The sequence below is a fragment of the Salinisphaera aquimarina genome (assembly GCF_042643355.1).
Lineage (GTDB): Bacteria > Pseudomonadota > Gammaproteobacteria > Nevskiales > Salinisphaeraceae > Salinisphaera > Salinisphaera aquimarina.
Map to the genome: position 1 here is coordinate 77,031 of NZ_JBHRSS010000004.1, position 26,213 is coordinate 103,243.

General features: G+C 63.0%; 22 protein-coding genes. 8 read left to right on the forward strand and 14 right to left on the reverse strand.

Features of this window, described 5'->3' with window-relative positions:
• Nucleotides 1-199 precede the first annotated feature (199 nt).
• Nucleotides 200-2,461 carry an acyl-CoA dehydrogenase gene (locus tag ACFOSU_RS10710; protein ID WP_380689398.1) on the reverse strand — a complete coding sequence of 754 codons (2,262 nt, stop codon included), beginning with the start codon at nucleotides 2,459-2,461 and terminating at the stop codon, nucleotides 200-202.
• Nucleotides 2,462-2,737: 276 nt separating this feature from the next.
• Here ACFOSU_RS10710 and ACFOSU_RS10715 point away from each other — a divergent pair, with 276 nt between their 5' ends.
• Nucleotides 2,738-3,424: a TetR/AcrR family transcriptional regulator gene (locus ACFOSU_RS10715; protein WP_380689400.1), complete on the forward strand. Its 687-nt coding sequence runs from the start codon at nucleotides 2,738-2,740 to the stop codon at nucleotides 3,422-3,424.
• A 41-nt stretch (nucleotides 3,425-3,465) separates the two neighbouring features.
• Here the strand turns inward: ACFOSU_RS10715 and ACFOSU_RS10720 are convergent, their stop codons facing one another.
• The 10 genes from ACFOSU_RS10720 to fabD all read right to left on the reverse strand — a co-directional run bounded on the left by ACFOSU_RS10720 (nucleotide 3,466) and on the right by fabD (nucleotide 12,188).
• Complete coding sequence (locus ACFOSU_RS10720; protein WP_380689402.1) at nucleotides 3,466-3,837, reverse strand: PilZ domain-containing protein; 372 nt, start codon at nucleotides 3,835-3,837, stop codon at nucleotides 3,466-3,468.
• Complete coding sequence (gene holB, locus ACFOSU_RS10725; protein WP_380689405.1) at nucleotides 3,834-4,823, reverse strand: DNA polymerase III subunit delta'; 990 nt, start codon at nucleotides 4,821-4,823, stop codon at nucleotides 3,834-3,836. The genes ACFOSU_RS10720 and holB overlap by 4 nt, the downstream gene beginning before the upstream one ends.
• 2 nt (nucleotides 4,824-4,825) lie before the next feature.
• A complete protein-coding gene (tmk, locus tag ACFOSU_RS10730; RefSeq protein ID WP_380689408.1) occupies nucleotides 4,826-5,461 on the reverse strand; it encodes a dTMP kinase in 636 nt (211 codons plus the stop codon).
• Nucleotides 5,461-6,462 (reverse strand): endolytic transglycosylase MltG, encoded by a 1,002-nt coding sequence (mltG, locus tag ACFOSU_RS10735; protein WP_380689410.1) that lies wholly within the window; start codon nucleotides 6,460-6,462, stop codon nucleotides 5,461-5,463. The genes tmk and mltG overlap by 1 nt, the downstream gene beginning before the upstream one ends.
• A gap of 31 nt (nucleotides 6,463-6,493) precedes the next feature.
• On the reverse strand, nucleotides 6,494-7,318 hold the full coding sequence (pabC, locus tag ACFOSU_RS10740) for an aminodeoxychorismate lyase (RefSeq protein WP_380689413.1): 825 nt from the start codon (nucleotides 7,316-7,318) through the stop codon (nucleotides 6,494-6,496).
• The gene (locus ACFOSU_RS10745; protein WP_380689416.1) at nucleotides 7,311-8,696 is read right to left on the reverse strand and encodes an aminodeoxychorismate synthase component I; all 1,386 of its coding nucleotides are present in this window, start codon (nucleotides 8,694-8,696) and stop codon (nucleotides 7,311-7,313) included. The genes pabC and ACFOSU_RS10745 overlap by 8 nt, the downstream gene beginning before the upstream one ends.
• 53 nt (nucleotides 8,697-8,749) lie before the next feature.
• Nucleotides 8,750-9,991: a beta-ketoacyl-ACP synthase II gene (gene fabF, locus ACFOSU_RS10750; protein WP_380689419.1), complete on the reverse strand. Its 1,242-nt coding sequence runs from the start codon at nucleotides 9,989-9,991 to the stop codon at nucleotides 8,750-8,752.
• 93 nt (nucleotides 9,992-10,084) lie between these two features.
• Nucleotides 10,085-10,324, reverse strand: coding sequence for an acyl carrier protein (acpP, locus tag ACFOSU_RS10755; protein WP_380689422.1), 240 nt, complete (start codon nucleotides 10,322-10,324; stop codon nucleotides 10,085-10,087).
• A 100-nt stretch (nucleotides 10,325-10,424) separates the two neighbouring features.
• Complete coding sequence (gene fabG / locus ACFOSU_RS10760) at nucleotides 10,425-11,186, reverse strand: 3-oxoacyl-ACP reductase FabG (protein WP_380689425.1); 762 nt, start codon at nucleotides 11,184-11,186, stop codon at nucleotides 10,425-10,427.
• 39 nt (nucleotides 11,187-11,225) lie between these two features.
• Complete coding sequence (gene fabD / locus ACFOSU_RS10765; RefSeq protein ID WP_380689428.1) at nucleotides 11,226-12,188, reverse strand: ACP S-malonyltransferase; 963 nt, start codon at nucleotides 12,186-12,188, stop codon at nucleotides 11,226-11,228.
• 121 nt (nucleotides 12,189-12,309) lie between these two features.
• Between fabD and ACFOSU_RS10770 the strand changes: the two genes are divergently transcribed.
• The 4 genes from ACFOSU_RS10770 (at nucleotide 12,310) to acnA (ending at nucleotide 17,467) form a co-directional block, all read left to right on the forward strand.
• Nucleotides 12,310-12,750: an NUDIX hydrolase gene (locus ACFOSU_RS10770; protein WP_380689431.1), complete on the forward strand. Its 441-nt coding sequence runs from the start codon at nucleotides 12,310-12,312 to the stop codon at nucleotides 12,748-12,750.
• Between the two features lie 4 nt (nucleotides 12,751-12,754).
• Entirely contained in the window at nucleotides 12,755-13,927 is a 1,173-nt protein-coding gene (gene mnmA, locus ACFOSU_RS10775) for a tRNA 2-thiouridine(34) synthase MnmA (protein ID WP_380689433.1), read from the forward strand.
• Nucleotides 13,924-14,553, forward strand: a complete 630-nt coding sequence (locus ACFOSU_RS10780) for a lysogenization protein HflD (protein ID WP_380689436.1) — start codon at nucleotides 13,924-13,926, stop codon at nucleotides 14,551-14,553. Before mnmA ends, ACFOSU_RS10780 begins: the two co-directional genes overlap by 4 nt.
• Before the next feature lie 181 nt (nucleotides 14,554-14,734).
• Nucleotides 14,735-17,467, forward strand: coding sequence for an aconitate hydratase AcnA (acnA, locus tag ACFOSU_RS10785; RefSeq protein WP_380689439.1), 2,733 nt, complete (start codon nucleotides 14,735-14,737; stop codon nucleotides 17,465-17,467).
• An 811-nt stretch (nucleotides 17,468-18,278) separates the two neighbouring features.
• Here acnA and ACFOSU_RS10790 read toward each other — a convergent pair.
• Together ACFOSU_RS10790 and ACFOSU_RS10795 are read right to left on the reverse strand one after the other, a co-directional pair.
• Nucleotides 18,279-19,460: an L-dopachrome tautomerase-related protein gene (locus ACFOSU_RS10790; RefSeq protein WP_380689442.1), complete on the reverse strand. Its 1,182-nt coding sequence runs from the start codon at nucleotides 19,458-19,460 to the stop codon at nucleotides 18,279-18,281.
• A 160-nt stretch (nucleotides 19,461-19,620) separates the two neighbouring features.
• On the reverse strand, nucleotides 19,621-21,723 hold the full coding sequence (locus tag ACFOSU_RS10795) for a putative bifunctional diguanylate cyclase/phosphodiesterase (RefSeq protein WP_380689445.1): 2,103 nt from the start codon (nucleotides 21,721-21,723) through the stop codon (nucleotides 19,621-19,623).
• 251 nt (nucleotides 21,724-21,974) lie between these two features.
• On the opposite strand from ACFOSU_RS10795, the gene ACFOSU_RS10800 reads away from it, so the two are divergent.
• Both ACFOSU_RS10800 and ACFOSU_RS10805 read left to right on the forward strand, forming a co-directional pair.
• Entirely contained in the window at nucleotides 21,975-22,931 is a 957-nt protein-coding gene (locus tag ACFOSU_RS10800; RefSeq protein ID WP_380689447.1) for a carbon-nitrogen hydrolase family protein, read from the forward strand.
• Nucleotides 22,932-23,436: 505 nt separating this feature from the next.
• Nucleotides 23,437-23,922 (forward strand): hypothetical protein, encoded by a 486-nt coding sequence (locus tag ACFOSU_RS10805; RefSeq protein WP_380689450.1) that lies wholly within the window; start codon nucleotides 23,437-23,439, stop codon nucleotides 23,920-23,922.
• A 237-nt stretch (nucleotides 23,923-24,159) separates the two neighbouring features.
• Here ACFOSU_RS10805 and ACFOSU_RS10810 read toward each other — a convergent pair whose 3' ends face one another.
• The gene (locus ACFOSU_RS10810) at nucleotides 24,160-25,179 is read right to left on the reverse strand and encodes a DUF4185 domain-containing protein (protein WP_380689453.1); all 1,020 of its coding nucleotides are present in this window, start codon (nucleotides 25,177-25,179) and stop codon (nucleotides 24,160-24,162) included.
• A gap of 200 nt (nucleotides 25,180-25,379) precedes the next feature.
• On the opposite strand from ACFOSU_RS10810, the gene ACFOSU_RS10815 reads away from it, so the two are divergent.
• A complete protein-coding gene (locus ACFOSU_RS10815) occupies nucleotides 25,380-26,165 on the forward strand; it encodes a transglutaminase-like domain-containing protein (RefSeq protein ID WP_380689456.1) in 786 nt (261 codons plus the stop codon).
• Nucleotides 26,166-26,213: the final 48 nt, after the last annotated feature.

Below are 26,213 nucleotides of genomic sequence, written 5' to 3' on the forward strand. Positions count from 1 at the left end.
GGATCTTCGAGTGTGCCCTATTTTCGGGTCGGTTTTCGTTAGACGGTTTACGTGAATGCTTCAGCGTGGCGGGTTGAGTGAGAAGATGAAAACGGGCCACGGTCACGGCCCGAACCCCGGCCGCGTTCCGAATTCATGACCCACAAAAAAGCCGGCACCCGTGCAGGTGCCGGCCTTCGATCCGGGTACGGCTGCCCGGTTACTGGTTGGCGGCGCGGTCGAACCGAGGCGCCTCCTGCTCGCCGTTGTCGGCCAGCGCATCGTGGTAGTAGTCGTCCTTGTCGAATACGTCGACCTGGATGGCCGCGAGACGCGCGGTTTCGGCTGCCCGGATCTGGCCGGCCTCGTCGGCGCTGATCACGCCGGCCTCGACCGCGGGATCCAGCGCCTCGACCAGTCCGGCCGCCTTGATCTGCTTCTTGTGCAGCGCCTTGCGCACCTTCAGGGTCGGCCCCTGGGCCGCACTCACCAGCCGCCAGGCATGCAGCAGACGGCCCATGCCGGGTTCGTCGTCGCGCGGCGTACCCAGACCGCCCAGGGCAATACGCTCGTACTGCTCGCCCGGCTTCTGAATACTCGCGGCGGCGGCCCGGTCCATGGCATCCGTCGGGCCGGTCGACAACGGGTTGATACGTAGCCAGAAACGGCCCGGATAACGCAGGAACCAGCCGATCACCGGGACGTTGAAGTTGGCATAAATGCCTTCGAACGCCTGCTGGACCTGCAACAGGCTGTAACGCAGCGCCCAGTGCACCACCGGCAGATCGTCCTCGCGACGGCCCTCGGCTTCGAAGCGCTTGAGCGTGGTCAGGCCGAACAGCATCCACGACAGTGCATCGGCGAAGCGACCGGACAGCTTGCCGCGCTGTTTGAGCTTGCCGCCCACCAGGAACATGGCCAGGTCGGTCATGAAGGCGAACCGTGACGCCGCCCAGCCCAGCTTGCGAAAGTACTGAGCGGTCTCACCCTTGACCGGGCTGCTGACCGTGCGTCCACGCGTGACGCTGCGCACGATGCCGCGGAAGAAGTTGACCGTGGAATGACCGAGCCAGCCGAGTATCGCCTTGCGAAAAGCGGGCACGTCATCTTCCTGAATGGCGTTCAGGGTCGGTAGTGCGTAGGGGTGGCAGCGCACCGCGCCCTGGCCGAAGATCATCAGCGTGCGGGTGAGGATATTCGCCCCTTCGACGGTGACGCTGACCGGCGCGCTGATATAGCCGGAACCGAGAATATTGTTCGGCCCCTGCATCACGCCGGCGCCGGCCATGATGTCCATGCCGTCGATGACCAACTGCTGGCCGACTTCGGTCGTCTGCTGCTTGAGAATCGCGGATATCACCGGCGGGTGATTGTCGTTGTCGACGCCCGCACAGACGTAGATGCGCGCGGATTCCATCGTGTAGGTCAGCGCCGCGATGCGGGCGACCTTGGCCTCGACGCCTTCCATGAGGCCGATCGGGATGCCGAACTGTTCACGCACGATGCTGTACGGGCCGACCGCGGCGGCACTGGCTTTAGCCAGCGCCACGCCGCCCGCCGGCAGTGATACGGCGCGCCCGCCGCCAAGCTGTTCCATGAGCATGCGCCAGCCCTGACCGGCGCCATCGGCGCCGCCGACGATGTCGGCCGCCGGCGCGACCACGTCTTCACCGATAATGGTGCCGTTGTCGAAAGCCGAGATCGGCAGGTGATGATCGCCGAGCTTGAGTCCTTCCATGCCTTTCTTGAGCATGACGACGCTGATGCCGGGATGTTCGCCCTTGCCGAGCAGGTTGTCCGGATCATGCAGCGAACAGGCCAGACTCACCAGATTGGCGACCGGCGCCAGGGTGATATAACGCTTGGAGAAGTTGAGGCGGATCTTGGCTTCGCCGTCGTCGTCCTTGAATACCACGCCTTCGGCCTTGATCGATGCCGCGTCGGAGCCGGCGGTCGGCTCGGTGAGACCGAAACAGGGTACGTATTCACCCGTGGCCAGACCCGGCAGATAGCTGTCCTTCTGTTCCTGGGTGCCGTAGGCGATCAACAGTTCCGCTGCGCCCAGGGTGTTCGGGATCACGATCAGCGTACCGATGGGTCCCAGCCCCGAGGTCTTCATCATCACTGCGCTGCGGCCCAGCACGGAAAACCCGGATCCACCGTATTCCTTGGGAATGATCAGCCCGAAGAAGCCCTTGTCGCGCAGGAACTGCCAGATATGCTCGGGAATGCGGCGTGTTTCACGCAGTTCCCACTTGTCCACCATGTGCAGCAGCTCTTCCACCGGCCCGTCCAAAAATGCCTGCTCCTCGGCGCTCAGCTGCGGATAGGATTCGGCCATCATGGCGCCGAAATCCGGATTACCACTGAAGAACTGCCCGTCGACCCAGACCGACCCGGCCTCCAGCGCCTGGCGCTCGGTATCCGAGATGTTCGGCAGCAGTTTCGCTTCGTTGATCTTGTTCAATAACGTGGCAAACATGGCGTCTCCGTGAGTTTCGTGATTCGGTTTGGAACGCGCGCCGTGCATGGATCGGGGCCTGACACGCGTCGACCATGAAATCAACTATACGCTGGCGTATCGTGGCACACAAAGATAATCGACATTATCTCGCGATCGATCAATCTAACCATTGAGGCTGATTACCCTGCGCAATCTCAGATTGCGTACAATTATTCCAAGCACTTACATAAACTTGGGTGAGACGCGCCGGGTTGCTAAAGTTACCCACATTATCCGGCGTAATGGTGATTACCTTTGATCGACAGATATCCCCGCACGACCAGCGAACGTCAGCGCACGCTTTCACAGTTGGATCCCGCTACCCGGCAGCGTATCGAGAGCGCCGCGCTTGATCTGTTCTCCGAACGCGAGTTTCATCGCGTCAAGCTGATCAATATCGCCAGTGATGCACGCATCAGCCTGCAGACGCTATACAAGTATTACGGCAGCAAGGAGACGGTACTGTTCGCCAGTCTCGATACCTGGCTGGGCGATCTCGCCACGCGCATGATCGACCATCTGGAAGGCATCGAGAACTTCGAGGATCGTCTGCGCAAGGTGTTCTGGGTACTGCTGGATTATTTCGAGCGCAACCCGAAAGTCGCGCAGATCATCCTGAGCTCGGTCTATCTCAACACCTGGCGCGAAGACGATACCTTTCGCCAGCCCGCACTCATGTCGGTGTTCCTGGGCGTGATCAACGAAGGACGCGAACGCGGCATTCTCACCCATGAAGTCGACGAGATAGAGATCTCGGATTTCATTTGGGGCGTGGCCAATCGCGCGGTGGCCATGTGGCTTGTGCGGGGTCGCAAGGCTCCTCTCGCCGCCAAGGCCCCGGCCATGTTCGGTATGGTCTGGCGCGCCATCGCCAGCGAGCAGGTGCTGGCCGAGCAGTTGTTTGCCGCCCATGCGCCGCGAAAGGCGTCGGCGACCGGTTGAACGAACACAGCGCTCCCGGCGGCGACGGCGGCGCCTTGCGACTAGAGCGTGTGCGTGGCCCGGCTGGATTCGAGCATGCCGGCCAGCACCGTCTCGAGTCTACGCTGCGTCGCACCGTTGTCCTGAGACGAGAACTGGATGCCGATCCCGGCCGGGCGCAATGCACCGCCACCGTGGGGCGTAAGCCAGACAACCTTGCCGGCCACGGGTAGCCGCTCGTTCTGCTGAACCAGGTGCAGCAGTAGAAACACATCGCTGCCCATGTCGTAACGGGAATGGCCGAGGGTATCCTGAGCGACGAACAACCCGCCGTTGCTCACGAACGGCATGTAGGCCGCGTACAGATCGTTCTTGTCGGCAATGTCAATGCGAACGATGCCTGACTGGCTCGCGATATTGGGTTCGCTCATCATGGTTGCGCAGGCCTCCGCTTCAGACTGCCTTTCAGGTTCAACAGCAACGACTCTATCACCAGCTGCCAGTCGGCGTTGCTATGTGCCAGTCGGGCGGTGCCCGCAACCTGCGCCATCCAGGGCTGAAAAACCGCCGGATCCAGCTTCAGGGCAATCTGCTCCAGCGGCTTGGGCAAGAACGAATTGCGGGTGTCGCCCAGGGCAATCGAGAGCAAGGCACTGGCGCGACGATACAGCCAGTCCAGCCATAGATCGGGTGGATCCTTGGCCAGCCGCGCGGCCGCCGACGATACGTCTTCGCGGTTTCGAATGACGTCCGAAAGCGCCGTATCCCAGTTCCGGGTCAACGCATCGTAGTCGCGCGTGGTACGTTCGAGCACCGCGAACGGCGTGCGCAGGCTGTCATCGTCGAGCCCTTCTGTGGCGATATCCTGTGTCTGCAACCAGGCGCTTGCGTCGGCAGGCGCCGGCGGTGGCACCCGCCACAGCTGGCAGCGGCTGCGGATGGTGGGCATTAGCGCCGATACACGATCGGTCATCAGCACGATATGACAGCGTGCGGGCGGTTCCTCCAGGGTCTTGAGCAGACTGTTGGCCGCGCTCATCGATAGTTGCTCGGCGGGGTCGATCCAGCCGATTCGGCCGCTGTCGTACTGCGGTGTCAGATGCAGGCGACGGGAGAAATTGCGCACCTGTTCGACCTTGATCATCCGCCCTGTTTCTTCCGGCACGAGTCGCGATACGTCCGGGTGGGTCTCGGCGCCGAGCTGGCGGCAGGCCGGGCATTCGCCACAGGCATCGCCGTTGTCGGCTCGGCCGCGGCACAGCAGCGCGGCTACGATACGGGCAGCGAATACGCGCTTGCCCACACCGGGCGGGCCGCAAATGAGCAGGCCGTGCGCCACGCGGTCCTGGGCGATGGCCTGGCCCATATGCTGCCAGAGTGCATCGTGCCAGCCGGGCGCGTTCGGGACGGGCGTCGGCACGCTCATGTCCAGGCCGCGAGCGCTGTCCGGATCTGGCTGCGTACAACCTCGACCGGCGCGCTCGCGTCGATCACGCGATAACGCGCCGGCGCGGCGCGCGCGCGCGCCAGATATGCGGCGCGGACGCGCTCGTGAAACACGATCGTCTCGCGGTCAAAACGATTGCCCTGCCCGCGTCGGCCGGCGCGTTCGAGACCGATGGCCACCGGCAGGTCGAACAACAGCACGCCATCCGGTCGCCGATCTTTCTGCACCAGATGCTCGAGCGTGGCGACGGCCTCGTCTCCGAGACCGCGCGCCGCGCCCTGATATGCGTAGCTGGCATCGGTGAAACGATCGCTGACCACCCACGCGCCGCGCGCGAGCGCGGGCTCGATGACTTCGGCCAGATGGGCCGCACGCGCGGCGAACATCAACAGCAGTTCACTCATGGCCGGCATCGGCGTGTCGAATTCGGTCATCAGCACGGCACGCACCGCTTCGCCGAGACGGGTGCCGCCCGGCTCCCGCGTAACCACCACCTCGTGCCCGAGCGCGCGCAGGCATTCCGCCACCACGTCGATCTGGCTGCTCTTGCCGGCGCCCTCGCCCCCCTCGAGGGTGATCAGGCGACCTGGTTCTGTATCCGGCGCGCCCATCAGGAACCGCGCTGGTATTTGTCGACGGCCGCATTGTGCTCGGCCAGGGTCGCCGAAAACACATGACTGCCGTCACCGCGGGAGACGAAGTAAAGCGCGTCGCCGGAGGATGGATGCAGCGCGGCGTGGATCGCCTCGCGCGAGGGCATGGCGATCGGGGTCGGCGGTAATCCGGGCCTTGTGTAGGTGTTGTACGGCGTGTCGCGGCGCAGATCGGAGCGGCGGATATTGCCGTCGTAATCCTTGATGCCGTAGATCACGGTGGGGTCGGTCTGCAGCAGCATGCCTTTCTTCAACCGCCGGGTGAAAACACCGGAAATACGGGTTCTTTCGGCCGGAACAGCGGTTTCCTTCTCGACAATGGATGCCAGGATAAGCGCGTCGTAGGGCGAGTCCACAGCGATATCGTCGGCACGATCGGCCCAGGCCTTGGTCAGATAAGTCTGCATCGCGTCGTAGGCGCGCTTGAGGAACGCGGTGTCGGTCATGCCGCGGGGAAACAGATAGGTGTCGGGCATGAACCGCCCTTCCGGCTTTTCGCCCGCATGCCCGATGGCCGCCATCACGTCGGCGTCGCTCTTGCCGGTGAGTTGGTGGTCGATGGCATCGTCCTTGTCGAGCTGCGCGCGAAAATCGGAAAAACGCTGGCCCTCGACCATCGTCAACCGATACTGACGGGTTTTGCCGGACACCAGCAGTTCCAGCAGATGCGCCGGCGTCTGATGCGCGGGTACCGCGTACTCGCCGGCCTTGATCCGGTTGGCGACACCGGTGGCCCGGGCATAGGCGGACAGATAATGCACCTCGCGCGGATGACGAATCACATCGTCGTCCAGCAGGCGTCTGGCAATCGATCGGAAGCTCATGCCCGATTCGACCATCACCAGCTGCCCGGTCGCGTTCTGCAGGGGCGAAAGAAAGAATCGGGTCGCGTCCGCGGCAAGCGCTATCGCCGCCAGTAACACGATCACCACCAATACGCCGAACAGTCGCTTGAACACCGTCACCTGCCTTTCGAACCCGTTTTCACGATCACGCGCGACTTCCCCATTCTGCTTCCATGAGCCGGCGGCAATACGCGCAGGCCGCATCACTGTCGGCAAATCGGACATCGGCCATGCGATGCACCGCGACCACGCCGCCGACGCTGTTGCAGGCAATCGCTGCGCGCATCGTGGTCAGTGACGATACTCCGACATCGATTTCATGCGCCGTCGTGCCAGCGCGCTCCAGTACTGCCATGAGCTGCTGTCGCGTTGCCCCGATGATACCTGCCTGCGTCAGCGCTGGGGTCAGCCAGTGGCCGTTGCTGTCCTGAAAAAACAGATTTCGCATGGTGGTGGCGATCAGCCAGCCGTCGCCGTCGCACATGAATGCGTCCGGCTGCGACGAGCGCGCGCATTCGGCACGCGCCAGCACCTGTTCGAGACGATTGAGATGTTTCACCCCGGCCAGTCGCGGCTGTGAGGCCAGCACTATCGGTGAGCGATCCATATCCAGGGGCGCTGCCGATACATGCACGGGCAGCGGATGTGCGGACACGATACGACGACCGCTGTCGGCGGGCGGCATATAGCCGCGACCACCGCTGCCACGCGTCATCATGATCTTGAGCACGCCGTCACGTTTGTCGGCGAACAGCCGGGCGGCGTCATCGGCGAGGCATTTGGCATCCGGCACGGGCAGCTGCAGCTGCGCGCAGTCGTGAGCCAGCCGTTGCATGTGAATATCCCAGGCCAGCGGGATGCCGGCCGTCACACGCAGGGTGCGGAACACACCGTCGCCGTAGGCCAGGCCGCGATCATCGGCCGGCACGCTCTGAGACCATTGACCGTCCACGAGAAGTTGTTCAGCCATAGGCATTACCCTGTCGGTTGACAAAACTTCTCAATACACCACGAGCTTTTACGTGCGTTTCTTCAAGTTCATTATCAGGGACGGAATCGGCGACGACCCCGGCGCCGGTGCGTAGCGTCAGTGTGTTTTTGCGCTGACTGAGCGAGCGGATGACGATATTGCTGTCGAGCCGACCGCAGCGGCTCAGATAGCCGATGCTGCCGGTGTAGGCGCCGCGACCGTCCTGCTCCAGTTCCGCGATGATCTGCATGCAGCGCACCTTGGGGCAGCCGGTGATCGTGCCGCCCGGAAAGACGGCCGCGAGCGCCCGCCCCGGGCCGACGCCCGGGGCCAGCCGCCCGCGCACGTTGGATACGATGTGATGGACATGGGCGTACGACTCGCTGGTCATCAATTCATCCACCTGAATACTGCCCGGCTCGCAGATCCGGCCCAGATCGTTGCGTTCGAGATCGATGAGCATGATGTGCTCCGCCCGCTCCTTGGGGTGGGCCAGCAATTCGCGGGTCATGTCGTCGTCGGTGCCGGGCGTGCGTGCGCGCGTGCCGGCGATGGGCCGTGTCTGGGCGACGCCGTCCTCGATCTGAACCAGCCGTTCGGGCGACGAACAGACCAGCGCGCCCGCTCGCCATTGGATGAGACCCGAAAACGGGGCCGGATTGGCCGCCCTTAGCGCGGCATAGACGCCGGCGGGCGGCACCGGATTCGCCAGATACCCGTGCCAGGCATGCGAGAGATTGACCTGAAACACGTCGCCGGCATGGATCAATTCGCGCGCAGCAGCGACGTTGCGCAGATAGCCATCGGTACACGGCGCCTGCCAGTCTGCAGTCAGTGGCCGCGCATCCGGGGTCGGCGAAGCGGCGTCCAGGTCGCCGAGCATCAATTCGAGCCGCTCGCGATCATTCGCTTCGCAGATCACGTGAAGGCGCGACTCCTGGCGGTCGTGAATGATGGCGGCCGGACAGCGCACAGCGAGTGCCTCCGGCAACACGGCATCGCTGGCGCGCGGTAGATCCAGCGTCGGCTCGACGCGGGCCGCCATTTCGTAGGCCAGATAGATGAACCAGCCGCCGACAAACGGCAGGCCCGGCACGGCGGTTCGTTTTTCGGTCGCCGCGTACGCGTCGAGCGTATCGAAAAAAGACGACCCGAAGGGCCGGTCGCCTATTTCCAGGGCTTTGCCGGGAAACGCGAGCAGCAGATCGTAGCGGCTATGGTTTGCGCCCTCTCCTCGCTGCGCCATGACAGCCCCGGCGCTGCTTTCCAGCAGGAAGGGATAGCGCTCGGGGTTCCGGTATGCCAGGCTCAGCAGATCCGGCGGAGCGCTAAGCGCCACGTCGGCGATACACAGATCGCCGTCGTCACGATATTGCACCGCCGTACGCTGGAATGGCGGCACCGAAGACGTCGGCCGCCTGTACGCCCCGATCAATCGAGGCGTTTGAAGATCAGCGAGCCGTTTGTGCCGCCAAAACCGAACGAATTGGACAACGCGGCGTCGATCTTCATGGCGCGCGCCTCATGGGGCACGTAATCCAGATTGCAGCCTTCGTCCGGGTTGTCGAGGTTGATGGTCGGCGGCGCAACCTGATCGCGGATGGCAAGCAGCGTGAAGATGGCCTCGGCCGAGCCGGCGGCGCCCAGCATGTGGCCGGTCATCGACTTGGTCGAACTGACCGCGACCTGCTTTGCGGTATCGCCCAGAACCGCTTCGATCGACTTGCTTTCGCCGACGTCGCCGGCGCTCGTCGACGTGCCGTGGGCGTTGACGTACTGGATCTCGGATGCATTCAGTTGGGCATCGGTGAGCGCGTTGGTCATGCACTGACGCGCGCCGCGTCCGCTGGGCAGCGTGATGTGGTGAGCATCGCCACTCATCCCGAAGCCGACCAGCTCGCCGTAGATATTGGCGCCGCGTGCCCTGGCCTGCTCGTACTCTTCGAGCATGACCACGCCGGCGCCGTCGGACAGCACGAAGCCGTCGCGATCCTTGTCCCAGGGGCGGCTGGCCGCCTCCGGGTTGTCGTTGCGGCTCGACAATGCACGTGCTGCACAGAAACCGGCCAGCCCGATCGGGTTGACCGCCATTTCGCAACCGCCGGCGAGCATGGCTTCGGCATCGCCCGCGGCGATCAGCCGTGCCGCCAGGCCGATGTTGTGTACACCGGTCGTGCAGGCAGAAACGGCCGCGATGTTGGGCCCGTGCAGATTCAGCTGTATGGACACCTGACCGGCGGCCATGTTGGCAATGCTGCTCGGGATGAAGAAGGGGGAGACCTTTTTCGGGCTGTAGTCCGCCTCGTGGAAGCCGACACAGGTCTTCAGAATCGTACCGATTCCGCCGATACCGGAACCAACGGCCACGCCGACGCGGTCGTTGTGTTCGTCGTCGAGTTCGATGCCGCTGTCCTTGAAGGCCTGCACGGACGCTGCCACCCCGTAGTGCACGAACGGATCGAAGCGCTTGGCCTCTTTCGCGGACATGTACTGGGTGACATCGAAATCACGGATGGGCCCGCCGAAGCGGGTTGGATAGCCGGACACATCGAAGCTATCGATGGTCGAAATGCCGCTACGGCCGGCAACAATGCCTGCCCAGCTTGATTCGACATCCAGCCCGAGTGGAGAAATCAATCCCAGCCCGGTTACCACTACGCGACGCTGTCTCAACGACGCCCCCTATTCGCTAATCGCCACCATCGAGGCGGCGGTATTTAAGTCTGGCCGGCCGGCTCTGTGCTCGGCCGGCAGCGTGGAAGACGTCTAGCCTTCAGCGTGCGACTTGATGTAGTCGACCGCGTCCTTGACGTTGACGATCTTCTCGGCTTCCTCGTCGGGGATATCGATCTCGAACTCTTCTTCCAGGGCCATGACCAGTTCGACCGTATCCAGCGAATCGGCACCCAGATCGTCGACGAACGACGCTTCCGTGGTCACCTGATCTTCGCTTACGGAAAGCTGTTCGGCAATGATCTTCTGTACTCGGTCTTCCACACTACTCATCGGGTTCTCTCCTGTTGACTATGGTTTACGCGCGTCGCACACGTATTCGCCCTCGCGAACCGCGCGCCATTCTAGGGAAAAAGGGTCGGGGCCGCCAGCATCAGGCCCCCATATACATGCCACCGTTCACGCTGAGCGTTTCGCCGGTAATATAAGCAGCCGCGGGCGAGACGAGAAACGCCACGCTGGCGGCGATATCGTCCACCGCGCCGAGGCGCTGTAGCGGAATCTGCTCGAGCAGCGCGCTGCGTGTCTTTTCGTCGAGGTCGCGGGTCATGTCCGTTTCGATAAAACCGGGAGCAATGGCGTTCACGGTAATTTGACGCGAACCGACCTCACGCGCAAGCGAGCGCGTGAAGCCGAGCAGTCCGGCCTTGGCGGCACTGTAGTTGGTCTGCCCGGCGTTGCCCATGATGCCGACCACGGAGGCGACGTTGACGATACGGCCGCCCTTGGCCTTCATCATGCCGCGCAACACGGCCTTGGAAATCCGGAAGACGCCGGTCAGGTTGGCGTCCATTACCGCGCTCCACTCGTCCTCCTTCATGCGCATGAGCAGGTTGTCGCGCGTGATGGCAGCATTGTTGACGACGATGGTCGGCGCGCCGAACTCGCTGCCGATCTCCTTGATCAGGGCTGTCACGTTGGATTCGTCGGTCACGTTCAGAAGACGGCCCGCGCCGGGGGTGTCGGCACCCTTCAGGCGTTCATCGATCCGCGCAGCACCGGCTTCACTGGTCGCCGTGCCGATCACGGTTGCGCCATCGGCGGCCAGACGATCGGCAATCGCCGCGCCGATACCGCGCGAAGCGCCCGTTACCAGAGCGATCTGGCCGGACAGGACTTGTGTGGTCGTGCTCATGAATCTCCCAAGGAAGTCGCCGCAGTCATTCGTGCTGCTCTATTCGTCTTCGGACTGCGTCTGCGACAACGCCTGACGCAGGCTTTCGGTATCCGACAATGGCAGCGATTGGGCACTCTTGTCGATACGCTTGTTCAATCCGCTAAGGACCTTGCCGGGCCCGCACTCGATGAACAACTCGCAGTTGGCGGTGCGCATGGCGCGGATGGTATCGGCCCAGAGTACCGAGTGATCGAGCTGACGAACCAGCGCCTTGCGAATGCCGTCGATGTCTTCCCGGGGCTGTGCGTCGACATTATGCAGCACCGTCAGTTTCGGCTGTCGCAACGGTATTTCCAGCAGATGCGCCTGCAGGCGTTCGGCGGCCGGCTTCATCAGCGCGCAGTGCGACGGCACGCTCACGGCCAGCGCCTTGACCAGTTTGGCGCCCTTGCCCTTGGCGATGCGCCCGGCGGTGGCTACGGCGTCCGCGTGGCCGGCGATCACGACCTGCAACGGCGCATTGAAATTGGCCGCGGATACGACCAATTGGTCATCGGCATGTTCGGCCTGGGCCTCGGCGCACGCCTCGCGTACCGCGTCATCCTGGAGACCGATGACGGCCGACATCGCGCCTTCGCCGGGTGCCACCGCGGCCTGCATGGCCTTGCCACGCATCTGGGTGAGGCGCAGGGCATCACTGAAGTCGAGCGCGTCGGCCGCGACCAGCGCGGTGTATTCGCCGAGGCTGTGCCCGGCCAGCATGTCGGGCATCGGCCCACCGCGGCCTTGCCATACGCGCCATGCGGCCACACCTGCCGCTACCAGCGCGGGCTGGGTGAACTCGGTCTGATCGAGTTTTTCGAGCGGGCCTTCATTGATCAGGGCCGCCATGTCGTAGCCGAGCGTGTCGCTGGCTTCGGTATAGGTCTCGCCGACAACCGGATAGCGTTCGGCCAACGCTGCAAGCATGCCGACCGATTGGGCGCCCTGTCCGGGAAATAGCATCGCGAAACGCGACATAGGTACAAGTGTTGACAAGCGATGGCGGCATCATACCCACCACACCTGCGCTTGGCCACGTGAAAAGACCTGTTTGCTAAACTCGCGCCACGTTTTATTCAACGCTGAACGGAGTTCCTGCGTGGTTCATGCCGAACTCACCGTAGCCGCAATCGTGGAACGCGACGCGCATTTTCTCGTGGTTGAGGAAATGGCGCGCGGCGCACGCGTGATCAATCAGCCGGCCGGGCACGTAGAGCCGGGCGAGACGATTCTGGAGGCGGTCGTGCGCGAGACGCGCGAGGAAACCGCCTGGGGTTTCACCCCGACCGGTCTGGTGGGCGTCTATTACTGGCCGCACGACGACGGCCGCACCACCCTGCGGTTTGCGTTCTGCGGGCGGGTGGACGACCACGACGCCGACCAGGCGCTCGACGAGGGCATCATCGCCGCGCACTGGCTACGCCCGGATGAACTCGCCGCGCGAGAGAATCTGCGTAGCCCGTTGGTCATGCGTGCAGTCGAGGATTTCGCCGCGCACGCGCCGATGCCGCTGGATCGCGTTCAGCACGTGCGCGGTTAGCGATATGGCCACGCCCTTCTGGAACAGATCGCCTGCCGATACCCGCATCATCGTGGGATTGTCCGGCGGCGTGGATTCCGCGGTGACCGCGCTCACTCTGGTCGAGGACGGCTACCAGGTCGAAGGCCTGTTCATGTTCAACTGGAGCGAGGACGAAGCCGGGCGCTGCCAGGCCGCCGATGACTTCGACGACGCACAGGCTGTCTGCGATGTGCTCGATATTCCGTTGCATCGCGCCGATTTCTCGCGCGAATACAAGGCGCGGGTGTTTCGTTATTTTCTCGACAGCTATGCCGCCGGGCGCACGCCCAATCCGGACGTACTCTGCAATCGCGAGATCAAGTTCGATGCCTTCCTGCATCACGCCGAGCGGCTGGGTGCGCACGCGATCGCCACCGGGCACTACGCACGCCTGACCCACGACGACCACGGCACGCGACTGCTGCGCGGGCGCGATCCCGGCAAGGACCAGTCCTATTTCCTGGCCGCCGTGCCCATGGCGGCACTCGAACGCAGCCTCTTCCCGCTCGGCGACATGCACAAGACGGATGTGCGCAAGAAAGCCCAAGCCGCCGGCCTGCCGATTCATGCCAAGCCTGACAGCACCGGCGTATGTTTCATCGGCGAGCGTGATTTCGAGGGCTTCCTGCGCCAGTACCTGTCGGGCCGGGCCGGGCCGGTGCGCATCTCGGGCGGCGTATTGGACGGCCAGACGATCGGCGAACACGCCGGGCTGATCTACTACACCATAGGTCAGCGCCGGGGCCTGGGGCTGGGCGGCGTCGCCGGCGCGTCGGATGCGCCCTGGTATGTCGCCAGCAAGGATCTGGCCAGCGACACCCTGTGGGTGACCCAGGACGAGGCCCACCCGGATCTGGTCGAGACAACGTTGACCACGGCCGCCCCGCACTGGCTGATCGAGGCGCCGACATTCCCGCGTCGTTGCTCGGCTCAGGTACGCTACCGTCAGCGCGCGTTGGATTGCGTGATCGACGCAGGGCCCGACAACGGCCTCGTCGTCACTTTCGATACCGCGCCGCGCGCGATCGCGCCGGGTCAATATGCCGTGTTCTACGACGGCGATCATTGCCTGGGCAGCGCGGAGATCGTGGCTCCGGGCGCAGGCGCGCCCTTGCCGGACACCTCAAACAACGAGCGCATGACCTCTTCCGCATGAGCGACAATTCTTCCCATACCCTGCGCGACCAGGCGCTGGCCCTGGCCGGCGTGGCCCAGTTCGCCCTCTATGCGCATGAACTCGGCGCCGACGGCCGCGACGAGCCCGAGCGCATCAACGCCGCGCGTCATGCGATCTTCTGCACCGACCCGGACACGGTGATGGACGTCTACGGCGACCTGCCGAGCATCGGCGACGGCATCGCCTTTCTCAAGGCCCAGCTGGCCGGCCAGAAGCCCGACCAGAAAGCCGCGCTCGTGGCGCGTTATATCGGCCAGCTGCTGCGTTTGTCCGGCAACCTGCTCAAGAACGATGCGGCATTGCGCCAGATACGGGGCGCGATCGATCGCGCCCGGTTGGCCGAGGCCGACGATGTGCCGGGAATTCTGGACGACGCCTACCGCAACAGCATCAGCCCGGTGAAGCCGCGTATCATGTTGCACGGCCATCCCACCTATCTGGGCAACGACCTCATTCAGGCCCGGGCCCGCACCCAGCTCATGGCGGCCGTGCGCTGCGCGATTCTCTGGCGCCAGTGCGGCGGTGGTTTCATCACCCTGTTTTTTCGACGCAAGGCATTGCTCAAGGCGCTCGAAACCATTGGCCCGACAGCTTCGGCGTCCTGAACCGCCGCAGACACCCGCGTTTCAGCGGCCTAGGCGCACGATCGTAATCCCTTCCGTATTTGAGAACCAGTCTCGTCTGCATGCCGCGACGCGAAAAGCTATACTGTGCGCCGCTTTATGGTAACCATAACGGCCGACAATGCATCGGTTCGTTCCACTGAGTTTCTTTGGAGAAAAATACATGTCGGACAGTTTCAATACGCGCAAGCAGTTCACTGCGGGCGACCGCAGCTTTGACTATTTCAGCCTGAAAACGCTGGAAGAGCAGTTCCCCAACGTGGCCAAGCTGCCCTACGCCCAGAAGATCCTGCTTGAAAACCTGCTGCGCCATGAAGACGACAGCAGCGTCTCCAAGGACGACATCGAGGCTATGGCCAACTGGGATGCCAAGGCCGAGCCCGACACCGAGATAGCCTTCACCCCGGCCCGCGTGGTCCTGCAGGACTTCACCGGCGTGCCGGCCGTGGTCGATCTGGCCGCCATGCGCGATGCGATGGCCAAGCTCGGTGGCCGCCCGGACAAGATCAACCCACAGTCGCCCGCTGAACTGGTCATCGACCACTCGGTGATGGTCGACGAGTACGGCTCCGCCGGCGCCTTCGATCTGAACGCCAAGCTGGAATTCAACCGCAACAAGGAGCGCTATGCGTTCCTGCGCTGGGGCCAGGGCGCGTTCGACAACTTCAAGGTCGTGCCGCCGGACACCGGCATCGTGCATCAGGTCAATCTGGAATTCCTGGCCCGCGTGGTCTTCGGCAACGAACAGACCAACCTGGCCTATCCGGACACGCTGGTCGGCACCGACTCGCACACCACCATGATCAACGGCGTGGGCGTGCTCGGCTGGGGCGTGGGCGGTATCGAGGCTGAAGCGGCGATGCTTGGCCAGCCGATCACCATGCTGATTCCGCAGGTCGTGGGCTTCAAGCTCACCGGCAAGTTGGCCGAAGGCTGTACCGCCACCGATCTGGTGCTTACGGTCACCGAAATGCTGCGCGCCAAGGGCGTGGTCGGCAAGTTCGTGGAATTCTTCGGCGACGGCCTGGCCGATCTGCCGCTGGCCGATCGCGCGACCATCGCCAACATGGCCCCGGAATACGGCGCCACCTGCGGCATCTTCCCGGTCGACGGCGAAACCATCCGCTACATGGAACTCACCGGTCGCCCGAAGGAACAGGTCGAGCTGGTCGAAGCCTACGCCAAGGCCCAGGGCATGTGGCGTGAGGAAGGCGAGGCCGAAGCCGACTACACCGACGTGCTGGAACTGGACATGTCCACCGTGCAGCCGTCGCTGGCCGGGCCCAAGCGCCCGCAGGACCGTGTGCTGCTGTCCGACATGCAGAAGACCTACAAGAAAGAGGTCGAGCCGTTTCTCAAGGCGCGCCAGGACAAGGACGACAAGTCGCTGGCCGAGGCCCGCGAGGAAGGCGAAGGCGGCACCCCGAGCAAGGGCATCGGCGGCAACGCCCCCGTCAAGTACAAGGACGCCGAGTTCGATCTGCACGATGGCTCGGTCGTGATCGCGGCGATCACCTCCTGCACCAACACCTCCAACCCGGCGGTGATGCTGGCAGCCGGTCTGGTCGCGCGCAACGCCGTGGCCAAGGGCATGCAGGTCAAGCCGTGGGTCAAGACCTCACTGGCGCCCGGCTCCAAGGTGGTCACCGAATATCTGGAAAAGGCCGGCCTCAACGTCGATCTCGACAAGCTGGGCTTCCAGCTGGTCGGCTACGGCTGCACCACCTGCATCGGCAACTCCGGCCCGCTGCCGGAGCCGATCGGCGAAGCCGTGCGTGACAACAACCTCAACGTCGCCTCGGTGCTGTCGGGCAACCGCAACTTCGAAGGCCGCGTGCACGGCGACGTGCGCATGAACTTCCTCGCCAGCCCGCCGCTGGTCGTGGCCTATGCACTGGCCGGCACGATCGACACCGACCTCACCCATGACCCGGTCGGCCAGGACAAGGACGGCAACGATGTCTTCCTGAAAGACCTGTGGCCGTCGCAGAAGGAAGTCTACGACACCATCGGCAGCTCGCTGAGCTCGCAGATGTTCCTCGACAGCTATGGCGACGTGTTCGCCGGCGATGCACGCTGGCAGGGTCTGGAAACGCCCGAAGGCGAGATCTACGAATGGGACGAAGACAGCACCTATGTCCAGAATCCGCCCTATTTCGAAGGCATGACCGTCGACGTGGCCGATATCCCGACCATTCAGGGCGCGCGCTGTCTGGCCCTGCTGGGTGACTCGATCACCACCGATCACATCTCCCCGGCCGGTTCCATCACCAAGGACTCGCCCGCGGGCCAGTACCTGCAGGAACAGGGCGTCAAGCCGAGCGACTTCAACAGCTACGGCTCGCGTCGTGGCAACCACGAAGTGATGATGCGTGGCACCTTCGCCAATGTGCGTCTGCGCAACCTGCTGGCCCCCGGCACCGAAGGCGGCTGGACCCGTTACCAGCCGTCGGGCGACGAGATGTTCATCTACGACGCCGCCATGCAGTACAAGGACGAAGGCACCCCGCTGGTCGTGCTCGCCGGCAAGGAATACGGCACTGGCTCCTCGCGTGACTGGGCTGCCAAGGGCACCCTGCTGCTGGGCGTAAAGACCGTGATCGCCCAGTCGTTCGAGCGTATTCATCGCTCGAACCTGGTCGGCATGGGCGTTTTGCCGCTGCAGTTCGTTGATGGCGACTCCGCCGATTCGCTCGGCCTCGACGGCAGCGAAACCTTCGATATCGAAGGGCTGTCGGCCGGTGCGACCGGCGTCACCGTCAAGGCGACCAAGGAAAACGGCGAGACCAGCGAGTTTCAGGCCAAGGTGCGTATCGATACGCCCAAGGAATGGGACTACTACCAGAACGGCGGCATCCTGCATTACGTGCTGCGTCAGTTGGCCAAGGCTGCTTAAGGCTTTGGTCTATTGCAGGTGAGAAAAGTCCTGCTTGGGCGGTGATGCTGGTCAGTTGAGCATTGCATAGCCACGCGGCACTTTGAGAATCCGGCTTTCACTTACGTGGAAGCCGGATTTTTTTTTATGCCTGCAAGAAAAACCTGCGTTGTGGGGCTATAGAGAACGGCAGCGGGTGTCTGGTTTTTTCCGACGTCGATCAATCTGAGGTTTCGCACTGCTGTGCGACTGACTTTCGTTTGCTTGTCCAAATGAAAGTCAGCAAAGGAAAGGACACCCGGGCACGGCGCCGGCTACGCCGGTGCACTCCGATGCTCGCGGCGAAGGGATGCGGCCCCTTGAAAATCTGACTAGCTCGGCCCGCTTTGGCGGTCCCCATACAGGCTGCCCACACCGGCGCAGTGCGCCGGACACCCTTCGCCGCTGCGCGTCTCCGTCGCCGTGCAACGGGGCCCGAATACAGGCACCACGGCTCGCCATCGAGTCGTAACAGCTACCGAGTTGGTATTGAAGCGTGCGCCTGCTTTCCCGTCGGATTACGCCTGCGGCTAATTCGACCTACGCAGATCGCGACCTTGAGCGAGCGACAGCGGGCTTGGGGTTCTACCCCGCATCCTATGACGGAACGGCCCGTATGCTGGCCGACAACATCAACCGCTATGCCCGTCGCGAAGCACCCGCATACGTCGCCAACGCGCCAGGAACGTTACGCTAGATGCAATGGCCGTGTTGCCATGGGCTGATGGGAATCAGGCTGAGACTCTTAACCGCCACGGCATCCCAATGCTCCAGTCCCGCTTGGCGGCTTTGGTCAGCCGCGGTTGAGCAGCTTGACCCGGAAGATCGTGAAGCGCCCTTCGCGCGGATAGCCATTCGAGAAGGCGACTTCGTTGAGATGCGAGTCGGCGATATAGAGATAACCGTCGTGCACGGCGAAACCGTCGGCCCAGGCCAGCTCTGGATGCGGCTTGACCAGGACGGTCGATTCGAGCCGTGGTTCATCGTCTTTTTCGACTGGCGTGAGGGCAACGACGGTCCGTTTTTCCAGATCACCGGCGTAAAGCACGCCGTCGTCATCCATCTCGATGCCCCCGCTCATCACATCAGTACCCAGAAACTGCTTGGACGCGGCAAGTTCTTTCGAAGACAGGCTTTCGTCGATCAGGCTTGTGGTGGGAATACGCCAGTAGTTGTGGTCGGTCAGCGGGCGGTAGTAGACCCACTTGCGATCCGGCGATAACGCGATACCGTCGCTCTGCAGCACCAGGATCTTGCCGTCTTTCCGGCGGGCGATGCGGGAGTCGAACATCAGGTGCTGACCCGACTCGGCAACGCTGGAGCGGTCGCCTGCAAGGACCAGTCTCGACTTGCAGGTTTTCAGGTTGAGCACCACCAACCCGCCCTGGTTGGCTGCATCGGTGAGATAGGCGTAGCCGTGTTTCAGGTCCACCCGCACGTCGTTGAGTGAGTCCTTGGGCGTGATGGTGTTTTCGAACGTGTATTCCTGAACCACCTTGTGGGTGCTCAGGTCGAACTCGACCAGCTTGGGAGGCCATTGCGCTGCGTCGAGTTTCGGCGAGGATTTATCGAGTGTCCAGAGATGATCGTCCGCATCCACCCATAACGCCTGGACCGCAATCCATTGATGCTTTCCGGGTGCGTCGGACTGGAACTGATTCCACTCGATATTCGGATACGGCGTCGACTTGCCGGTATCCGGATCAACTTCTACGAGACTCGTTCCGGAGTTCAGGCCGCCACTCGGTGCACTGGCAAAGATGCGTCCACTGCTGGAGACGCCGATACCGACAAGCTTGAAATCGTCGCCGAAGCTCGCCACCGCTTCCAGGGTGTTTTCATTTTGGGTCGCGGCGGCTGAATCAGCATCTAGAGCGGACGCGTGGTGCGTGTTCGAGGCCGCCCAGGCGGTCGACATGCTCAACACACCGCAAAAGGCGACCGCGATCCAGGACGCTGGGGACGATCTGGACATGATGATTCACTTTGCTGCTTGATACACCGGTTTCAGTGGGCATCAGGCGCCGTCAATCGTCAACTGGCTATAGGTCGCACAGTTTGCTGGGCGAATGCGCGGGGAGACGCGCTCACCGCTGCCATAGACCGCGTCAACCGCCAGCATCGATCATCGTCGCTCAAGCGACCGGCAATCGATGAATCTTGGCCTTGCCTTCGCGGGCTCGGTCCGCCTCGATGATGGCCGCGAACGCCTCCGGTTCAACCGGCTTGCTCATGAGAAACCCCTGCACCTCGTCGCAGCCCAGCTTGTCGAGGAAGGCCATCTGCTCTTCGGTCTCTACGCCTTCGGCCACGACATGCAGACGCAGTGCGTGCGCGAGGCCGATGATCGAACGCACGATGGCCACGTGATCGCCCTCCTTTGCCGCGAGATCGATGATGAACGAACGATCGATCTTGAGCTGCTGGATTGGCAGCTGGCGCAGATAGGACAGACTCGAGTAACCGGTACCGAAGTCGTCCAGGGCGACATTCACGCCCATGGCGCTGAGCCGTTTCAATGCTTCGATCGCACGCAGTATCTCGCGCACGGCGAGCGACTCGGTAATCTCGAACATCAGGTAGCTCGCATCCAGGCCATGGCGGTCCAGACAGGCCTTGGTGCGGGTCGGCAGGTCTTCGTCGTGGATACGAACGGCGGACAGATTCACCGAGATCGGCGGCACCACCAGCCCGGCGTCCAGCCATTGCCGAATCTGCGCGCAGACCGAGTCCAGTACCTGGGCTTCGAGACCGTGGATCAGGCCGCTGCGTTCAGCGATACCGATGAACCGGTCCGGCGCAATCAGGCCCTTCTCGGGGTGCTGCCAGCGCACGAGCGCTTCGGCGCCGGTGAGGCGGCGTTCGCGGGTCGAATACTTGGGCTGATAATGGACGACGAGGTGGCCGATCTTGATCGCCTCGCCGAGTTCTTCCTGCATCTGGAAGTCTTCGGAGATACGCGAGGCCATGTTGGCGCTATACTGTTGATAGCAGTTCTTGCCCTTGTTCTTGGCGATATACATGGCCACATCGGCGGCGGTGACGAGTTGCGACAACTCGTCTCCGTCATCCGGGCAGACGGCGGAGCCGATGCTCGCCGTGAGCCGCGTCGAGCCGGCCTGTACGTTGAAGATCGAATCCAGCAACTTGTTGCAGACCCGCTCGATCGCGCGTTGATCGGGCACGTCATGGAGCACGAGCACAAACTCGTCGCCGCCGATTCTTGCCACCGTATCCTTGTGACGTACCGTTGCCATCATGGCGCTCGCCGCTCGCTTGAGCAGCCCGTCGCCGATATCGTGTCCGAGTTGATCGTTGATGACCTTGAAACCATCCAGGTCAACGTAGATGACGGCGAACTTCTCCTGATTGTCCTGCCACTGCTGCAACGCAGAGCCGATTCGCTCGTGCAGCAGGTTGCGATTGGCCAGATTCGTCAGCGGGTCGTGGCGGCTGGCGTGACTGAGGTTGCGGTTGGCCTCGCTGAGCGACTTCACCAGTTTGGCAGTCTGGTTCTCGAGCCGCCGGTCGAGTGCGGCGGCAGTCAGGGCGATGCCGAGCAGCAGAATGGTGCACGCGCCGACCAGGGTTGCGAGCCAGACCGTATCCAGCTGGTTGGCCGCACCACAGATGCCGCCCACCGGAAAACGGGCCGCTGCCATGCCGGCGTAGTGCATGCCCGCAATCGCGCCCCCCATCAGCACGGCGGCGCCCGCCTTGCCAGCAAACCCGCGCATGCGCTGCACTTCGCGCAGATAGAAAGCCACCCAAAGGGCTGTGCCCGATACGATCAGGGCTACCGCAAGCGAGATGGCGACCCAGAGCGGGTCGTAGTCGATGCCGGGCTCCATGAGCATCGCGTACATGCCGGTGTAGTGCATGCCGGCGATACCTGCCGCCATGAAGACAGCGCCCACGAGCAAACGCGCCATCGACAATCCGGACCGACTGGATATCAGCAGTGCGATGGTCGAGGCGCCGACGGCCATCAGCCATGACAGCGCGGTGATGCCGAAGTCGTAACCCATTGCGATGGGCAACTCGAAGGCCAGCATGGCCACGAAGTGCATCGACCAGATGCCGGTGCCCATCGCTACCGCACCCGCGGCAAGCCAGGCATAGGCATCACGACTGCGCGCTGCGCGCACGCGCCCGACCAGATCGAGGGCGGTATAAGACGCGAGAATTGCGACAATTATGCCAAGCGTCGCAACCCGGTAGTCGTAAGTGCCCAACATGTATTGAATATCCAACCCACCGAGCTCCGGTCGCGTCATGTCCAGACGATAATCGACCGCACAAAATCTTTCTTTAGCTTTGGCAAGCGGGAACCCTGGGGAAATCCCGTATTCGGGCATCGTTTTTGCGTTTGAACTATGCGCAAACGTAATGTGGTTCGGGCTCGACGCGCACGCGCGATGTCCCTGTCGCCACTATAACGGGATCATATGCCCGCGGCAGGCGCAGCCATTGCAAGCAGGAGTCCGCCATGCAGAGACAGGTTCGCACCGCGGTTGTACAGGCCGGTTCGGCGGTTTTCGATACCGACGCCACGCTGACCAAGGTGATCGAGTACGCCCAGGATGCCGCGTCCGACAACACGGAACTGATCGTCTTTCCCGAAGCGTTCCTGCCGGGCTATCCCAAGGGGCTCGATTTCGGCGCGACCATCGGCGCCCGTACAAGCGCGGGCCGACATGACTATCAGCGCTATCATGACGCGGCGATCGACGTGCCCGGCCCGGCGACCGATGTCATCGCCCAGCTCGCGGGAGACCTCGAGCAGACGATCGTCATCGGCGTGATCGAACGAGATGGCGGCACGCTGTACTGCACCGTGCTGTATTTCTGCCCGGACGGTGGCCTGCTCGGCAAGCATCGCAAACTGATGCCGACAGCCAGTGAGCGCCTGGTCTGGGGCTACGGCGACGGTTCGACACTACCGGTATTCGACACACACTTCGGCAAGCTCGGCGCTGTCATCTGTTGGGAGAACTACATGCCCCTGATGCGGATGGCCATGTTCGCCAAGGGCATACAGATCTATTGTGCGCCGACCGCGGACAGTCGCCCGACCTGGGCGTCGTCCATGCAGCATATCGCCTGCGAAGGTCGCTGTTTCGTGCTGTCGGCGTGCCAGCATCTCAAGCGCAGCGATTGCCCGGAGGATTACGACGCTATTCAGGGCAATGACCCGGATACGATCCTCATGCGCGGCGGCAGTTGCATCGTCAACCCGTTCGGCGAGTTTCTGGCCGGACCGGTTTATGAGGAAAACGCCCTCCTCGTCGCCAATCTCGATATGAATGATGTTGCGCGAGGCAAATACGACTTCGACGTGACCGGCCATTACGCGCGTCCCGATGTCTTCCGGCTCGATGTGAACGAGGCCGAAAACCCGGCCGTGCGTTTCACCAACGACCCGGGTTCGCGCTTCGGCTCATAAAACGGATGGCCGGCGGGAGACAACGGCTCGTTCACCGCTTACTGAATCTCGTCGAACTCCTCCGGCACGGTGCCGTCGCCGGTGCGTGTAGCGGCGCCGAGCCCACGCCCTCGTATCCAGCTACCCCGGATCCTTCACCGATACGCGCTTACGCGCGGAATATTCGGACGGCTATTCGGTGATTGACCGGCTCTACGATCCGACTCAGGTGATCGGCGACGATCGATCCGTGTCCACCAGGCCCGCCGGCTGTTCGACAACGAGCCGCTGGTTCGCGCGCCATGTCAGTCGTCGTGCCGTTGTGATGGGCGCCCACCTTGTCGCGCGCTGCTTCGGACGAGCCGTCTATTGGCCGTCGGCATGGATGGCATGGATGGACCACGACGGCTACCGGGTGTCATTCGATCCGTCTTGTCCTGACGACTCCGAAATCTGAGCCCTTGCTCTTGAAAGCAGTCAGCTCGTCTCCAATATATATGCATGTAACACGAAACAATAAAAGCACATGGCCCGCGACGCCATCGCTTCTTCGATCATTCGACAGAACGCTCGTCGTCACGCCTCGTGCTCGAACCGATTTCTTTTACGGCACGGCAGGAAAGCGTCGTGCTCTGGCATCGAAGGAGGATGCACCATGACTTTACAACACACATCCATCAAAACAGTCGCGGTGGCGCTGGCCACTGCAACCGCCCTGACGCTCGGCGGCGCTGCCGGGGTGGCAGATGCGCATTCGCTGCGTGTCGGCGAAACGTCGGTCGACAGCGGTATCGTCGACGGCGGTAGCAACCAGGGCATGCACCCGCATGCGTCCACGCTGGAAAACGGCCCGGCCAATAGCGCACAGGCCAATGCCAACGCCAACGAGCGCGATAACGCCTGGACGAATGACGCCGGGCACCGCAACAACGGTTCGGCCCATTACGCGGAGGTGAGCCATCGCGGCAACGGGAGCCAGACGGGTAGTGCAAATCCGCCCCTTGAAGACTGATCGTAACTCGCAGCGACAGCGCTGCTGATCAGATGTCTGTCGCCCTCGCGGTATGAAACCGCGAGGGCGCTTCTGTTATCCGGGAACCCGTTGCCGCGCTGCTCCGAGCAAGCGGTGCGGTTGTTCAGAGTCGATACGACGGGCGGCCATCGGTCGCCCTTATTCTTTTGGTCCAAGGAAACCAGCACCCGGAAAACGCCATGGGCCCCTGCTACACAGGCAGATGACATCCGGCATTCAGTCGCTTTTCGTCGCGACCAGCTCGAGTCGACAACGCATGAGGAACACGTTGTAAGGCGCCCATCGGGACAGCAGAAAACAGATCTCGTGGCTATCCATTGTCCACGGATGCAGATAACCGCCGTACAGGCCGGGATACGTCTGGCCGCTTGCGACCGACCCGATTTGCTCCCAGGGGCCGGTGAGCGTTTCCGTCGCATGCAACACGATCTCCGCGCGTTCCTCGTCGAGATGCAGAGCCAGCCATCGGTCGACCCTTGTATTGAACGCGACCGACAGCTCCCCCACCGGGCCATCGAGTACCGGCACCGCCGCTGCCGCACTGTGCGCCCAGTCCGCGCCGTCGAAATAAGTATAGGCGTCGATATTGTCGATGCGCGCGGCCGGCACGCGCGCGAGATAGGCCGGGCCGAAGCGTCCGTTCGTGGTGCCGAACAGATAGACATGCTCGCCCTCGCGTACGAATGCGCCGAGCTGAAAGCAGCCGCCGCCGGTATCGTCGTTGTTCCAACGTGCATCGGCGGACTTTTGCCACTGCTGGCCGCCGTCCTCCGAGACGGCGATGCCCGCATGGTTGGTCTGCCAGCGACCGGGCGATCGCCACTCGCGCACCGACATGTAGTGGACATAGTGTCGGCCGTCGACTTCGATGCCGGCGGTGGGAATCACACTCTGCTCGCGGCCGAACCCGATATCCGAGGCAATGACCTGCCGTGCAAACCCGTTGGCGTCGACCACCGCCTCATCCAACCGCATGCCGTGCTCGAGATCGTGGTTTTGCGAGAACGCCAGCGTGTTGCAGCGCCATTGGTCGTCCCACGGACCCGCCCCCTCGCCGCCCCAGCTGGAACCGAACGTATCGCCGAACAGGACGAATACACGACCGTCGCCGCCGTCCCAGACAATGCCGAGATCGGTGGCATGAATACCGAACCGCTCCGTGGTCGGGACCGGCGCGTCGGCTCCGGTGACCGCGCCGATACATGTGACGTCTTTAATGCGCAGGCGATTATCCATCCCCCGGAGATTACGCCGGCGCAGTGTCTCTCCGCCAATGCAAAACGAGCCCGCGTATTCCATTCGCAGTGGGCGATCACCCTGGTTCACCGTCCGCCGACGCGCCCTTGGCTGTTCGTCACTCTCTTTTACAGCGATACTGAGTCGATGCTTCGCGGCGCGCCGTTCATGCCGCATTCCCCTTAAAGAGGTTTGATGCAATGTGGTTGCGTACCCGCAACGATCTGACGTTCGACTTTGCCGTCCCCACGCCTCTGATTCTCATGCTGCGTCCGCACAGCGGCAGCGATCAGTGGATCGCGCGCGAGGAATACCGTCTCGAGCCGCACGTGCCGGCCTGCGAATTCACCGACACCTACGGCAACCTCTGCCAGCGGCTCACCGCGCCCCCCGGCCAGTTCGCCATCTCCACGATTGCCGAGGTCAAGGTTGCCGATGCGGTGGCCCAGGCGCCCGGTGCGCCGTTCGTCGATATCGAGCAGCTGCCCGATAACGTGCTGATCTATCTGCTGCCCAGTCGATTCTGTGAGTCGGATCGCTTCGGCGAGATGGCAGCCGAGATCACCGCGGGTCACGCGCTGGGTTATGACCAGGTCGCGGCGATCGCCGGCTGGCTGCGAGAACGGATCCGCTACGTACCCGGCACGAGCGATATACCGATCTCGGCCGTGGATGTGAACCTGCGACAGGTCGGCGTGTGTCGCGACCTGTCTCATCTGGGTATTGCCCTGTGTCGGGGGCTGAGCATTCCGGCACGGCTGGTGGTGGGCTACCTGCACGAACTCGAACCCATGGACATGCATGCCTGGTTCGAAGCCTATGTCGGCGGCCGCTGGTATACCTTCGACGCGACCCAGGCCGAGCTCGGCGGCGGCTATGTGGCCATCGGTTATGGCCGGGACGCGGCGGATGTCGCCATTTTCAACCAGTTCGGCCCGCCGGCAAACGAGACGTCGCAACAGATCACGGTGGAGCGGTTCGACTAGCGCCTGTCGATGTCACTCCGGACCACGATGGCGCAGCTGTATGACGTC